Below are 15,249 nucleotides of genomic sequence, written 5' to 3'. Positions count from 1 at the left end.
CATGCTGTGCATCTGTGTCCCGTATTTGCCAGTGAAGTTAAGGTCATCCGTGAAAGTTTTTCTATCTCTTTTTACCCTCTTTAGTATTTTTTGTACTACCCTAACCAATGCTGCATTACTCAATATTGCACCTGAAAGTGTTGAAGCTGCTGCATGGACTATTGTAGATACTCAATCGGGTCAAATTATTGCTGAGCATAATAGCCATGTGCAACGTGCACCAGCGTCTTTAACTAAAATGATGGTTGCCTATATTGCCTTAAAAGAGATTAAAGCTGGAAAACTGAAAAAAGAAGAAATCATTACTGCTACTCCTGTTGTAAGTGTTGTGCAGTGGGATGAATCACAAATGTATCTTAAAGCTGGTGAACAAATTTCTGTTGATCAGTTATTGGCAGGTTTAATCGTGATGTCTGCAAATGATGCAGCCGTGACCTTAGCTGAAAAAATTTCTGGTGATGTTCCCCATTTTGTACAACGTATGAATCAGGAAGCTCAGGCATTAGGTATGAAAGATACTCATTTTAGTAATCCTGCCGGAATTACGATGCCTGATCATTTCACTACAGCACACGACCTTAGCTTATTAAGTCAGGCTGTAATTAAGCAGACCCCTGAATATTTACATTATTCAAAAATGCCAAGCTTTAGCTATAACCAACGCTTCCATCATGCGACAAACCTTGCGCTCAAATATGATCCATCTGTAGATGGCTTAAAAACCGGATATACCAAGGCAGCAGGTTATAACTTGGCTTTAACAGCTTCACGTCCTTCATTCTCATCTAACCTAAATCAAAGACGTTTATTGGTGATTGTTTTAGGTACGCCGAGTGCAGTAAAACGCGCTGAGATTGCAGATAAATTAATGAATCTTGCGTATGCCTATACACGTGATGAAGTCATTATTCCTGAGCAGAAATTAATTGCAGAGCTACCTGTTGTAAAATCGACTTTAAAAATGTTTAAGGTAGAAACAAAACAACCGACCATTGTAACGACGTCTTTATATGCAGACCCGGCACCTATTGACTTAAATACTTTTGACAATGTGACTCAACGTGTCCAAGTCCTCGACAGCAACATGCAACCAAAAATCATTGCTCCGCTCGAAACGACTCAAACCCGTGTAAACATCGAGCTCAATGAAAAACAATTAACTGCGCCATTAATGAAAGTCGTAAGTTTGGCAACAGTATCGATTTATCAAAATAATCAACTAATCCGTAGCCTTCAAATCGAAGATAACGTACATATTGAAGAAGCCAATATTTTCCAAAAAATCGCAATGTGGTTTTCTAGCCTCTTCTCTATTTTTTCATCGAGTGAACATAGTACTGCAAAACTCTACCCAGTAGATTCGCACTAAAAACATCAAATTGTGCACAGACGCACAATAAATTTTATTAATAAAAGATGGCATAATTTAGCCATCTTTTTTTATAGAAAAATAATTAGGTGAAAAAATGACCCAAAATTTACATCATATTGTAATTGTTGGTGGTGGTGCTGGCGGCTTAGAACTGGCAACACAACTCGGTGAAACTTTTGGGAAAAACCGTAAAGCAAAGATTACATTGGTTGACCAAAACCTTACCCATATTTGGAAACCATTGCTTCACGAAATTGCTGCTGGCTCTTTAAATCCCCACGAAGAACAAACCAACTATTTTGCTCACTCAGAAAAACATCATTACGAGTTTGTGCTCGGAACATTAGTTGGTGTAAACAAAGACAAAAAATTAATTGAACTAATGCCCCCTCAGGTGTCTAAAGACCAACAAAATCATCCGCAAGAGCTAAGTTATGACACACTTATTTTAGCGCTTGGCTCAGTATCAAATGACTTTAATACAACCGGTGTGCGTGAAAATTGCCATTTCCTTGATAGTAGAAAACAAGCCGATATTTTTCAGCAAGATTTATTACATCTTTATATTGAAGCTCAAAATCAACCCAATCAACGAACTCTAAATATTGGAATTGTTGGTGCGGGAGCAACAGGTGTGGAGCTGGCAGCTGAATTAATTGAAACAACTAAAAATTTTTATAAATATGGTCTAAAGAAAATTCATCCCAACCAAGTCAAAATCACACTGATTGAAGCTTCTGAACGTATTTTACCTGCTCTAAGTGATAAAACTGCTGAACACAGTGCTGGGCAACTCAAAAAAATGGGGGTTGAAATTTTAACTCAACACCGCGTTGAAAAAATTGATAAGCATTGTATCTACTTTAGCAATGGCAACCAACTCAAAAGTGATATTACCGTTTGGGCCGCTGGCGTAAAAGCACCAAAGGTATTAGAAAGTTTTACCGATTTTAAACGCGATAACATTAACCGCCTCATGGTCTATGCAACATTGCAAACCTATTCTGATCCAAATGTATTTGCGTTTGGTGACTGTGCTCATTGCCAACTTGATGCAAGACACCCTCCACTTGGCCCACGTGCTCAAGTTGCAAGCCAACAGGCCAGCTTCTTAGTCGACGCTATGGCTGCTCGACTAAATGGCCGATCACAGCCAATGTTTACATTTAACGACAAAGGTTCTCTCGTGTCTTTAAGTCGTCATAAAGCCGTTGGAGAATTACTTGGTGATGTCAGTGTGCAAGGCTATATTGCAAAAACAATGTATGTCTCTTTATATCGTTTACATCAAGCAACGATTCACGGATATACTCAGACTGGACTACTCACAATGAAAGATTTACTTACAAGACGTGTACGTCCAAAAATTAAGCTGTATTAAGTTGAATTTTTTAAATTCGTCCCTATTTATATAAAAACGCATCAGAAAAAGTGCCAAAGATTAAGATTTTGTAGTCTACAAAATTTATTTTTCACTTTATGATGTACGCTTCAATTGATTGAATGGATCAAAAACATGACTGCTATTGCAAATAACCACGTGGTTTCATTCCACTACAAATTAACAAACGCTGAGGGTGAAACACTTGATCAATCTCAAGGTGAACCACTTGCCTATTTGCACGGTGCAGGCAATATCATTCCTGGTTTAGAAAATGCATTAACAGGTAAAACTGTTGGTGAAAAATTCACTGTTAACGTTCCAGCTGCTGAAGGTTATGGCGAATACAACCCAGACCTAGTACAAGAAGTTCCAGCTCAAATGTTCCAAGGTGTTGAGAACATTCAACCTGGTATGCAATTCCAAGCTCAAACAGATGACGGCGTACAGATCGTTACTGTTAAAGCTGTTGAAGGCGACAACGTTGTTGTTGATGCTAACTTCCCACTTGCTGGTCAAGATTTAACTTTTGAAGTTGAAATCGTAGAAATCCGTGATGCTTCTCAAGAAGAATTAGATCACGGTCACGTACACGGTGCTGGTGGTCATCACCACTAATTCATCTTTAAAGATGATAAGAGCAAAGCTTCGGCTTTGCTTTTTTTATGTATTTATTTTTATATAATATTTTGATAATAATTATTTAACTCACCTCACTCTATAAGGGCCAATTTTCATGTCAAACGTAAATCAGCTGATTTGGTTTCGTCAGGATTTAAGAGTTCGAGACCATGCTGCTTTATGGCATGCCTCTCAACAAGGACCTTGTATTGGATTAATTATTTTATCGCCTGAACAATGGCAAACACACCACGACGCACCTATAAAAATTAATTTCTATTTACGTCAGCTTCAACAGCTCAAAAAAGAATTAGAACAGCTTAACATTCCACTTATTATTCAAGTCATTCCTTATTGGAAAGATATTGCTGACTTAATGAGTAAACTGACAAATCAGCTCAATATTGAAAATGTCTATTCAAATATAGAGATCGGCGTTAATGAATTAAAAAGAGATAAAACAGTACAGGAAGTTTTAAATCAGCAAGGTAAAGAACTCTTTTTATTCCATGACCGTACAATTTTTCCTTTACGTTCTATTCGCAATCAGTCACAACAACCCTATCAGGTTTTCGGTGCATTCAAAAAAGCCTGTTATTCAAAATTGGATATCAGCGGTTTACCTCAATGCTATCCAATTCCTGAAAAGCAAAGTAGCTATCCAGCGTCTTTTTCAAAAATAAACAGCTTAACTCTAGAAGATATTGAAGCTTTTTTTGATCCTTCTATTTCAAAAGATCAAGAAGATCTATGGCCAGCTGGAGAAAATTTTGCTCTAGAGCAGCTCGACATATTTATTAAAGATCATTTATCTGATTATAAATTAGAACGTGACTTTCCCAATGTAAGAGGAACTAGCCAACTTTCTCCCTACTTAAACATTGGGATTTTGTCTATCCGCCAGTGCCTGCAAGCTCTTTTTAGGGCTGAACATGGCAACTTTCATTTGACAAATGAAGGCCAGCAGACTTGGTTAGATGAACTCATTTGGCGAGAATTTTATCAACATATTTTATTTGATTTCCCCCATGTTTCTAAACATATTCCGTTTAAAAAAGACACTCAGAAAATTAAGTGGAATCATAATCCAGAGCACCTCACCGCATGGCAAACGGGCCAGACAGGTATACCGATTATTGATGCTGGAATGCGTCAACTTTTAAAAACGGGATGGATGCATAATCGTGTTCGCATGATTACTGCCATGTTCTTATGTAAAAACTTGCTCATCGATTGGCGAGTAGGTGAACAATGGTTTATGGAGCATTTAATCGATGGGGATTTAGCAGCAAATAATGGTGGCTGGCAATGGTGCGCTTCTACCGGAACTGATGCTGTACCTTACTTTAGAATTTTTAATCCTATTGCTCAATCAAAGAAATTTGATCCAAATGGAGACTATATTCGTCAGTGGGTTGAAGAATTAGCTCATCTAGATAATAAAGCCATTCATGAGCCCTACTCGACCAAAATGAATACTCAGTTAAATTATCCAAAACCGATTGTAGATTTAAAGGAAACTCGCCTTAAAGCAATTGAAACTTTCAAGAGTATTTAAATAAGAATTACGTCTTAAGTGTTTATTTTCAATTAAAAAATAATAACAGTATTTGACTATATTGAGACTTTGTTCTACAAATAAACATAATAGATACTCAAAAAGGTCATAAACAACAATAACTTCGTAATATCTCAAGTTTAGTAATAAAAGTATAAAAACTGTCATTACCAGAAGGTCACCATAGCTCACATGCAACAACAACAAAAGAACCCTGGAAGAACACTCGTCTTATGGATTATCGCAGCTCATCTATTTATGGGCATAGTAGCGTATGAGTGGTTGCCTGTAAGTTTTAGAGGAAGCTGGATCTTCATTCTCATTCTTTTAATTTCTGGAGCTTTTTTACAAGTTGGTGCATCTTTAATTGTGGGTCTAATCGCTTTCGTAGGAGTTGCTGTATATTTCTTGCTTGATTTAAGTGCACAAACACATATTGAAAGGCAGCTTCTTTTACTTTTTATTATTCCTCTCATTCCTCTTTTTCTTAGCGCTATACGCCATAATATTGAAATTAATGTCCAAAAGTACCGTGACATTCAAAGTTATGACCGTAATTACCGTCGTGATATTTTCCCGCTGAGTGCACTCAAGTACTTTCAACGTAGTTTCTTTAAACTTCTTGATCATCATCAAATACAAGATTATGAAGTCTTTGAAATCAAAATTCTCAACCGAAGCTTAATTAAAGAAATGTTAGGCGATGATGTATGGAAAACTACACAAAATGAGATGATTAAAATTTTGAGCCAGCATCAGCCGCAAGAAATTATTTTCCAATTTGCGGATGACGATCTTGAAAAAATATACAGTATTGTAATTCGCAACCAAAAAACGGATGAAGAACCTGATTTCATTAAAAAATTAAGAGAAATTATGACACTACGCCTTGAGGTGGAATATAAAGTTATTCCTATTCCACCTGAGGAGATGAACTAATGTCCAATCTTCTTAATATTTGTGGAATTATTATTGCTTCTAGCCAATATCCAGACGCGACTTTACAACAGTTCTACCGTCAATATTATCATTGTGAAATTAAAGCAGAACAAAATAAAAAAGAAGTTCAGAGTACAGATGATCTTTCTATGTTTTTTCCATATCAGGATACATGGTGGCCTGTTTTTACAATTGACCAAATCAGTTCAGATAGTTTTCAACAGCTGATTCACAAAGGGATCAAGCCTGGCATTATATTACCGGATGAAGTATTCGGATTCCCTCATTATTTCTTGCTTAAAGAAGCAGTAAGCCAAGGTGCGATTCCGATTGCACTTTATAAATCAGAGCAACCTCAATATTTTGCGGCCAAAGCCACATTTTCCACTGCCATTGGTTTACGGCCCATGGCTGCTTTTGTTTCAACAGGTTGGGATGAAAATTTAATTTCACAACCTACTGGTAGCTATATTATTCAATTTAATCCTTCACAGCTTCCTTTACCTTCACGAGAAATCTTACAAGGTCAACATTTATTCTATTCAGCTAAAAGTTTTAATGGTCATATTTCGGGTTATGAAATTATTGTTAATCCTCCTGCTGATTTACCAACAACAAATATTCGATACCCTCAACTCGGCGTTTCTTGGAAGTTTAATCATATCAACTATATAAGTACGCCTAAAAAAGTGGAGACGAGTCTTATTGGCTATATTTTCATTGGGTTAAGCACGGTTGTAGTTCCACTTGATCTAATTCTCACAAGTAATTATCCAAATCTTCTCGGTACATTTGGTAGCTATGTTTCTTGGTTTTCATTGGTAGTCGGACTAATTTTATTGTTGTTACTCATCTCGTCTATTATCAGGAGGGTAAGAACAAATGGCTCCAATTGATATTCTTTTCTTATTCGGCTTTTTAGGGATTTGGATTCCACAAGCATTTTGGGCGTGGTTAAGTTATCAAGCTTGGAAATATTCAAAAACAGCGGAAAAAGAATTACAAAACCTTCCTATACCAGAAAGATGGCCTGTTTTGAGTGTCTTGATTCCTGCTTATAATGAAGGCGTTGTGATTGAAGATACTTTGCATGCAATTGCTCAACAAGATTACCCAGCCGAAGCATATGAAGTTTTACTGATTAATGATGGGTCAAAGGATAACACCTTAGAAATTGCCGAAAATTTGGCAAAAATTTATCCTTGCATAAAGATTGTTAATGTTCCTAAAGGAATGGGTGGTAAAGGTAAATCTAGAACGCTTAATAATGGCCTCCCCCATGCCAGAGGCGAATTGATTGTTGTCTATGATGCGGACAGTACGCCAGAACCCGACTGTGTCCGCTTGCTCGCTCAAACCCTGCTTGCCGATAAAAAATTAGTGGCTGTTAATGGAAAAGTAAGAACACGCAACTGGCAAGACAGTATTTTGACCCGATTTATCGCCATCGAATTCATCTTTTTCCAATGGATTTTCCAAGGCGGACGTTGGCAACGTTTTGAATTATCGACATTAATGGGCACAAACTATGTCATTTGGCGTGATGCTTTAGAAACCTTGGGCGGTTTTGATGAAAAATCATTAGTCGATGATACAGAAATGAGTTTTAGGATTTTTATCGGCCAAAAACGAATTAAATGGGTGCCTTATGCAATTGGTTGGCAGCAAGACCCACCCTCTTTAAGTGTATTTGTTAAACAGCGCTCACGTTGGACTCAAGGTAATTTTTATGTAACTCGTAAATATTTACCCGTAGCGTTAAGAACGCCTTTTCCTATCGGCATTGAAATTCTTAACAATATTATGTGTTATATACTTTTTGTGCCCGCTTTATTCTGGAGTCATATTACTTTAACCCTAGGGTTGCTTGATATTGCAGGTATTTCAGTTCCGGGGCCATTTACTACTTTGTGGGGGCTTTCATTTTGCCTATATGTCGCACAAATGTGGTTTACCCTTTCACTCGAAAAAGTTAAACCAGAACTCTACTTTTACTCTGTTATATCTTATGTAAGTTACTCACAAATCTTTCTTTTTATTGTATTTAAAGCCGCATATGACATGCTTAAAAATAAAATACAGGGTAATTCCCTTCAATGGTACAAAACGGAACGTAGCAAGGAGAAAAAATAAATGAAAAAGACTTTTGATCTTTATAAAACAGCTCAAGTGCTCCTTGCCAGCACCAGTCTTATGCTCGCCATGTCTGCTCACGCATACACATGGAAACTCGACGATATTAGTACCTCAACTAAATATACGGTCGAGCCACATTTTTTCTATATTGGAAAAGGTGCCCAGTGGCAAAACATTCAATTTTCAAGTGATTACTCCACAGAAAGTGATACAACTTTACTCGTAAAATATGATGATAAACTGATTTATAACACTACGTTGAGCGGTGATGGTCAATTCAAATTTGATATCCCCGCAAGTCAGAGTGGCTTTCATCGTTTGGATTTTATTATTCAACAATATGCGAAACCGTCTACGCTTAATCAAACCAGAGAAACATTCTGTACAGAAGATATTGATCACCTAACTTATTTAAGCAATTCCCAACTCGACTTTACGCCTATTCGTAATGAATACCGTTTAAAAGACTTACCAGATGCTTTATTTAACCCACAAGCGAGACGTCCAACTCCCTTTGTTGGGATTTTAAAATATAATCGTAAAGAGATTACAGAAGCCTCCATGCTCGCTAGATTGGCAAGCTCATGGACCTCAATAACGCCTATTGAATGGGTCGATTCAGGACAGACAAATTTAAATCCGGAAACAAACTTTATTATTGAAGTTATTCGCTCACCAGCACCACTAAAAGGCGGAGCATTAGTACAAATCACGAAGCCTGTAGATGGGGTACCTACACTATCTATTACTTACCACACGCAACAAGACTTAACGAGTGCAATAAATGGATTAATTAATCCTTCTTATGTACAACAATTAAGTACAGGAAGTGCACTTTTCCCAAATACGATATCCCATCCAACTTGGGCTCAATTTAAAAAAATCGATACACTCGCTGATTTAGGCATTGAAGATTTCAGATTAAATCATGCGGAAAAAAACTTGTTTCTTGACTTCCCTGCGGTATGGCAACCAACCGATATTTTGCAAGGACAAATCGCACTTCGTATTCAAAGTGGTTTATTACAAGGTTCCAATATTACAGCTTGGATTGATGGTGGGCTCGCAGGAAGTATGAAAACGGCGGATTTGGCTTCCGACCCAGTAAACCGTCAGTTCAATATTTTTGCAAAAGCTATTTCTAATACGACAAATTTTAGTCTAAAGCTGGAAAATTCAGTGATAGCCAATTCCCAATGTTTACCTAACGCACATGGTTCACTTTGGATTGATACAGCCAAATCTACTGTAAAGCTACCTCATAAACTCAAAAATGGTGTAGCCGCAATTTCAATGACTTTAGCAACAACCCCGACAATTGCGATTGATGATCAATCGGGTGCGTTAAATATCGCGATTGTGTTAGGTCAAACTGCGAAAAAAATGCTTTTAACCCAAGCACCAATGCCTCTCAACCTAGTCCGTTATTCACCGAATGCACCTCAATCTATAAATGTCCGTGTGAATAAAGATATTTATCAACAACAGGTATTAATGCATCAGGATATTATTTATGCACCTGCTGCGCAGAATGGCTTCATTGTTAGTTATAACAATAATCGCTTTGATGTGATTACTGACTCCGAAGGTGGCGCCCAAACGTTTATGCACCTTTGGGAAAAGATCCAACATAAAATTCCAAATAACGTGACCAAAATGTTAGTTTCGGAAAATGGAAATATCTATGTTTTACAAAAACTCATCGTCGGTAATCAAAAGGCTCCTTTAGTCCAACAGTCTTCTTTCTTCTTATTAGTTGTGATTATCTCTGCAATTATGATAATAATTATCTTCTTGTGGTACTGGTTAAGACGAAATAATGAGAAAACAGATACCAATTAAAATAGCTGCATTTATTATTTTAATTATATGTAGTGTCATCGCATATGCGGGGCTTTTCAAACATCAAGGTCAAGCCCCTCATATTGAAGGCATTTTTTGGCAGCCCGACAATGATACAACTCCACCAGAGGGGAATTGGCACTACTTAGGTGTCGATACCTTTGTTCCTCAATGGTCTGTTGTTGAATCTAAATCTTGGTGGAAAGAATCAAATTTTCCACAATGGGAAAAAGCTATTAATTTAGAAAAAATTAAACAAGAACCTTGGGCAAAAAACGTCATATTGGGCTTAGCAGGTGAATATAATGAACCTAAAGCTCGAGCTAATGTCATTGAGTTAGGCGAAAAATCTGCCCAAATTATAAAAGAACAAAAAATAGCACCTAAAGGTTATTATTTTCCAGTTGAAGCAGATCCAACGTGGTTAAGAGTAAGTGCTTTAGGTCATGTATTGTCTAAACTCCCTTCACCAGTCTGGGTAAGTATTTATAGTGGCGAAAGCGAACCTGAACATTATGATTTGTGGGTTAAAAGCTGGCTACCTGACCATACTGGAGTTTTTTTTCAAGATGGTGTTGGTGTGGGTGTTCGCTCACCTCAACAAGCCAAACATATTTTAGAACAACTTGAACAGAAGCTTGGGGAAGATAGAGTAATTATAGTGTTAGAAGCTTTTAGGGTGAAAAAGAATGGGCAATTTAGAGCCGCATATCCTTGGGAAATTATTTCTCAGCTAAAAGCATATGAAGGTAAAACTGTTTATATTTTTGATGGCCCTCATTACATGAGTCGCTGGTGCGTTAATATTGTGAGCTTATGGTACCGTCTCACTTATGGTGGTGTTAATAAATCCATAAGTGAGAAGAATTCTTAACTCATCATTATGCCAATTCATAAGATTTAGCAATTTGATCGAGAATACGTTGAGCTGCTTGCCCATCGCCGAATGGGTTTTCTACATGCGCCATTTTTTCATAGTGCTGTTGGTCAGTGAGTAACTTTTCAGCTTCTTCAATAATTTTTTGTTGGTTTGTACCCACCAAAACGCCTGCCCCCACCTCAACCACTTCTGGTCGCTCGGTAGTGTCCCGCAAGATTAAAACTGGCTTATTAAATGATGGGCTCTCTTCTTGTAAGCCACCTGAGTCCGTCAAAATAAAAGTAGATCGGTCTATAACTGCCAATAGACTTGGGTAGTCTAATGGTTTAACAAGATGGATTTGGGAATGGTCTTTAAACTTATCATGAACCACATCATGTACTGCTGGGTTCAAATGTACAGGCCAAATAAAATGTAAATCAGGATGGTTTTGGGCTAAATGCTCAACCGCATTGCAAATATTTTGAATTCCACCGCCAAAGTTTTCACGACGATGAGCAGTAATAAGTACAACTTTGTCATCCTGCTTTAATTGAATTCCATAAGGTTCAAGCTGATTCTTCAAATCAGATTTTTCGGAAATTAACTTACGTCCTAAATACACCGCATCAACAACTGTATTGCCAGTAACCGTAATGAGCTCTGGCGGAATTTGTTCATTAAGTAGATTTCTTTTTGATTGTTCAGTCGGAGCAAAATGCCATTTGGTAATACGTGAAACCAACTGGCGATTTCCTTCCTCTGGAAAAGGATGATCTAAATCATAAGATCGTAAACCAGCTTCAACATGCGCAACGGGAACTTTCATTGAAAACGCGACTAAGCCAGCTGCTAAGACAGTTGTTGTATCACCCTGAATAACAATTGCATCTCTTTTTTGTCCATCGGTGTATACTTTCTCGATTTGACTCAAACCATGAATTAATAACTGATTTAAACTTTGTCCAGCATTCATAATTTTAAGACGGTGGTCAATTTCAACCCCAAAGAAATCTATCGCATCTCTTACTAGTTCGTCATGTTGTCCAGTAAAAATTACCTCAACTTGAAAGCGAGGATCTTGTTTTGCCAATAAAATAACAGGAGCAAGTTTGATTAATTCAGGACGGGTTCCAAATACAATCGATATAAAAACTTTTTTCATTTTAGAAATCCTTATAAAAAACGAGTTCTACTCGAGTATTGTTGTAATGATCTTTCGTATTTACTGGCACATCTTTAAAGTAATTGCCATATAGTCGTTCTACACGTAATTTTATTGGTTGATAATTAAAAGGCTGCCATGAAATGCCGGGGCCATATTCAAATAAGTTATTGTAATATTCATCTTTACTATCAGCTAAGCCATGCAATTTCATATAAGCCTGTACAGTTCCGTTCTCACCTTTATATACATTCAAGCCCGTGCGTAATCTCAAATCACCAATAACGTTATAATCTTCTCTAGAATAAGTCGCTGCATTGCCATATAAATCAGTGAAGTAATCATTAAAGCAAAGTGACTGATTACAACTATTTTGAGAATACCACTCTTGATAACCTGCTACCCCACCCACAACACTTTCACGAAACTTATCTCTATTTCGATCAATTAGATCATAGCTTCCACCTACTTCTAAATACATGCGCACAGGTATAGAAGTCCAAGGTTGATAATTAGCGCCCACACCTAGAGTTACTGCATTTTCATCAATAATTTCAGGTCGTACACCACCTTGAGACTGAGTATCGCGGTTTAGGTTTAAAAAACCATACAGCTGTGCTCGACCATTATCGAGGTTCTTACCGTAGCGAGCTTTAAGTGGGAAAATTACATCGTCATAACGTGATTCATATGAAGGCGCAAAATACACATCACGGAAATAAGTTTTGACCTCTCCTCCACTCAGATTTTTTACAGCCTGCGTCGCTTTAGTTGCAATATCAGCATCTTTAGACTGGGTAAGTTCCTTAAAAACCACCAAAGCCTCTTTATTATTTTTTTGAGAATTCAATAGGTAGGCTTCTTGGAGTTTTAAATTATCATCTGCTGGATCTAATACCTCTGCTTTTCTTAGACTTTGTAAAGCAGCATCTTGTTTCCCTAACCTAATCTGTAAATAAGTTAAACTTTTCCATACTTTAATATCTTGTGGCGTCATCTCTCCAAGTTCTAATAATAACTTCTCGGCATTTTCAGGTTGAGTCTTTTCAATTTTATAAAATTGATCCCATTTATCATAAATTGGATTACCCGGTTTATATTCTTGATTAACAATCTCTTGCGCAAAACTAGTCTCAACACTTAAGAGGCCTAAAGCTGGACAGATCGAACCAATAACGATAAAGGAACGGGTTATAGATTTTATTGTTTTGCTATTCATTGGGACCTCTAGAGTAAAATAGATAGAATGCTTGCGTAGAAATAAAATTAAAATTTAATCAATAGGTATTATAATTAAACTCATAAATGACACTGTTTATATAAGTAGATGAGTTCTTTAAATTGTTCATTTTATCTCCTTTAATATTATATTTTAAAAACTTCTTATCTGTTTGTTTTTCCTATAATGACACATTTTTTAATCGTATTATTGTAAATAATCTTATAGGATAAGATAAAAATTTATAACTAAAAAAGGTAAAGTCATGTCCTTTTCCCAACACTCAGAACATCACTTTATTCACCGCTCAGGTTGGTTAAGGGCTGCCGTTTTAGGGGCTAATGATGGAATTATTTCTGTTACGAGTCTAATTATGGGAATGGCTGCAAGTGGAGCCACTGCTCATACGCTTCTTATTACCTGTATTGCGGGTTTAATTTCTGGTGCAACCTCTATGGCTGCCGGAGAATATATTTCTGTAAAATCCCAAGAAGATATTGAAAAAGCGGATTTAAAGTTCGAAGCACAAGAACTTAAAAAGCATCCACAACGTGAACTGGATGAACTCACTCAAATTTATGTAGCCAGAGGTTTAGAGCCTGATTTAGCTCGACAAGTTGCTACACAACTTACAAATCATGATGCCTTAGGTGCTCACGCACGCGATGAAATTGGCATTCATGAAAATACCGCAGCAAATCCTATCCAAGCCGCATTAGCTTCAGCTGGCTCATTTTCATTTGGGGCATTGTTTCCCATGCTGGCTATTTTGCTCAGCCCAGAAGTTTGGATTGAAAAAACAGTTTTAATATTTGGCATTATTTCATTAGCTTTTTTAGGGGCGCTATCAAGTCATTTCGCAGGTACGTCTAAGCTTAAAGGAAGTTTACGGATTACCTTGTGGGGAATTTTAGCGATGGCTTTTTCAAGCTGGATCGGATCTTTATTTCATGTTACTCCACTTTAAAAAACCAGAACTTTTAAATAATTAAGAAATAAATATTTAAAAACTAAATGCCCAATATTATTTGCGCTTGGTTCGGTTTTCACGCTATGGTGAAGATAAAGAAATGAGGTGAATAAAATGACCCTATTACAACAACTTGAAATTAAACATCCAATTTTTCTTGCCCCTATGGCAGGTGTATCTACACCTGAACTTGCAGCAGAAGTTTCTAATCAGGGTGGTCTGGGGTCCTTAGGTCTAGGTGCAAATACAGCACAAAGTGCTCGAGAACAGATTTTAAAAACCCAAACACTTACAGAAAAATCATTTCAAGTTAATTTTTTCTGCCATCAGCCCGAACGACTTAATCCTCAAACATCAGCACAATGGATTGAATATTTACGCCCACAATTTGAAAAGTTCGGAGAACGGCCGCCTCAAAATTTAAACTGTATTTATCCAAGTTTTCTTGATAACGATGATTTTTTAAATGTCGTATTAGAAACCAAACCTAAAGCGGTCAGTTTTCATTTTGGCATTCCCAATCCCCATCAAATTCAGGCATTAAAAGATGCAGGAATTATCACGATGGTTTCTGCTACTAATTTAGTTGAAGCACAAGCCATTGAAGCGGCTGGTATAGATATTATTATTGCTCAAGGAATTGAAGCAGGCGGACACCGTGGAATCTTTAATAAGACTTTTGATCCAGCAATTAAAACCAGTGATTTAGTACATCTGATTGTCCAACATTGCAAACGACCTGTGGTAGCTGCTGGCGGTATTATGAATGGAGCACAAGCACGACATATGTTGAGCCTAGGAGCTACTGCTGTTCAACTCGGAACTGCCTTCGTTCAATGCCCATCTTCAAATGCATCTGTAGAATACCGTAAAGCTTTATTTAATGAGTCTGTGACACAAATCAGTGCCAGTCTTTCTGGACGTCCGGCCCGCGGCCTGCTCAACCATTGGCACACACAAATTGATTTACCTAGTCGCCCTCCTCAACCCGAATATCCATATACCTATGATTTGGCTAAGCAACTCAATGCAATTGCAAGCAAAAATAAAGACTATGGTTTTGGCGCTTTTTGGGCGGGTAGTAATGTCTCGCAAATACGAGAGCTAGATGCTGCTGATCTGGTTAACCAGTTAGTTGTAGAAATGCTAGAAGATGAGTAAATCTTAAAAAGCCAGTAATCATATAC

Annotated in this window: 13 protein-coding genes; 11 read left to right on the top strand and 2 right to left on the bottom strand. The window is 37.2% G+C overall.

Annotated features, from left to right (window positions below):
• Nucleotides 1-49: 49 nt before the first annotated feature.
• The 9 genes from dacD to SOI76_RS04765 all read left to right on the top strand — a co-directional run bounded on the left by dacD (nt 50) and on the right by SOI76_RS04765 (nt 10,723).
• Nucleotides 50-1,369 (top strand): D-alanyl-D-alanine carboxypeptidase PBP6B, encoded by a 1,320-nt coding sequence (dacD, locus tag SOI76_RS04805; RefSeq protein ID WP_104079134.1) that lies wholly within the window; start codon nt 50-52, stop codon nt 1,367-1,369.
• A gap of 97 nt (nt 1,370-1,466) precedes the next feature.
• Nucleotides 1,467-2,753, top strand: coding sequence for an NAD(P)/FAD-dependent oxidoreductase (ndh, locus tag SOI76_RS04800; protein ID WP_104079135.1), 1,287 nt, complete (start codon nt 1,467-1,469; stop codon nt 2,751-2,753).
• 135 nt (nt 2,754-2,888) lie between these two features.
• Nucleotides 2,889-3,371: an FKBP-type peptidyl-prolyl cis-trans isomerase gene (gene slyD, locus SOI76_RS04795; RefSeq protein ID WP_002118581.1), complete on the top strand. Its 483-nt coding sequence runs from the start codon at nt 2,889-2,891 to the stop codon at nt 3,369-3,371.
• Nucleotides 3,372-3,489: 118 nt separating this feature from the next.
• On the top strand, nt 3,490-4,932 hold the full coding sequence (phrB, locus tag SOI76_RS04790; RefSeq protein WP_104079136.1) for a cryptochrome/photolyase family protein: 1,443 nt from the start codon (nt 3,490-3,492) through the stop codon (nt 4,930-4,932).
• A 192-nt stretch (nt 4,933-5,124) separates the two neighbouring features.
• Nucleotides 5,125-5,871: a hypothetical protein gene (locus tag SOI76_RS04785; protein WP_016140323.1), complete on the top strand. Its 747-nt coding sequence runs from the start codon at nt 5,125-5,127 to the stop codon at nt 5,869-5,871.
• Nucleotides 5,871-6,767, top strand: coding sequence for a hypothetical protein (locus SOI76_RS04780; RefSeq protein WP_104079137.1), 897 nt, complete (start codon nt 5,871-5,873; stop codon nt 6,765-6,767). The genes SOI76_RS04785 and SOI76_RS04780 overlap by 1 nt, the downstream gene beginning before the upstream one ends.
• The gene (gene icaA / locus SOI76_RS04775) at nt 6,754-8,004 is read left to right on the top strand and encodes a glycosyltransferase family 2 protein (protein ID WP_057074348.1); all 1,251 of its coding nucleotides are present in this window, start codon (nt 6,754-6,756) and stop codon (nt 8,002-8,004) included. The genes SOI76_RS04780 and icaA overlap by 14 nt, the downstream gene beginning before the upstream one ends.
• Nucleotides 8,005-9,849: a hypothetical protein gene (locus SOI76_RS04770; RefSeq protein WP_104079138.1), complete on the top strand. Its 1,845-nt coding sequence runs from the start codon at nt 8,005-8,007 to the stop codon at nt 9,847-9,849.
• Nucleotides 9,827-10,723, top strand: a complete 897-nt coding sequence (locus tag SOI76_RS04765; protein WP_104079139.1) for a hypothetical protein — start codon at nt 9,827-9,829, stop codon at nt 10,721-10,723. Before SOI76_RS04770 ends, SOI76_RS04765 begins: the two co-directional genes overlap by 23 nt.
• Before the next feature lie 7 nt (nt 10,724-10,730).
• On the opposite strand, the gene wecB is transcribed toward SOI76_RS04765, so the two are convergent.
• Both wecB and SOI76_RS04755 read right to left on the bottom strand, forming a co-directional pair.
• A complete protein-coding gene (wecB, locus tag SOI76_RS04760) occupies nt 10,731-11,873 on the bottom strand; it encodes a non-hydrolyzing UDP-N-acetylglucosamine 2-epimerase (protein ID WP_104079140.1) in 1,143 nt (380 codons plus the stop codon).
• A 1-nt stretch (nt 11,874) separates the two neighbouring features.
• Entirely contained in the window at nt 11,875-13,092 is a 1,218-nt protein-coding gene (locus SOI76_RS04755; RefSeq protein WP_205668373.1) for a tetratricopeptide repeat protein, read from the bottom strand.
• Between the two features lie 265 nt (nt 13,093-13,357).
• Here SOI76_RS04755 and SOI76_RS04750 point away from each other — a divergent pair, with 265 nt between their 5' ends.
• Together SOI76_RS04750 and SOI76_RS04745 are read left to right on the top strand one after the other, a co-directional pair.
• Nucleotides 13,358-14,059 (top strand): VIT family protein, encoded by a 702-nt coding sequence (locus tag SOI76_RS04750; RefSeq protein ID WP_104079141.1) that lies wholly within the window; start codon nt 13,358-13,360, stop codon nt 14,057-14,059.
• Between the two features lie 117 nt (nt 14,060-14,176).
• Nucleotides 14,177-15,223 (top strand): NAD(P)H-dependent flavin oxidoreductase, encoded by a 1,047-nt coding sequence (locus tag SOI76_RS04745; RefSeq protein ID WP_104079142.1) that lies wholly within the window; start codon nt 14,177-14,179, stop codon nt 15,221-15,223.
• Nucleotides 15,224-15,249 lie beyond the last annotated feature (26 nt).

It is taken from the genome of Acinetobacter pittii (genome assembly GCF_034064985.1).
GTDB lineage: Bacteria > Pseudomonadota > Gammaproteobacteria > Pseudomonadales > Moraxellaceae > Acinetobacter > Acinetobacter pittii_H.
Note: the sequence above shows the minus strand (reverse complement) of the source record. Positions and strands in the feature narration are given on the sequence as shown.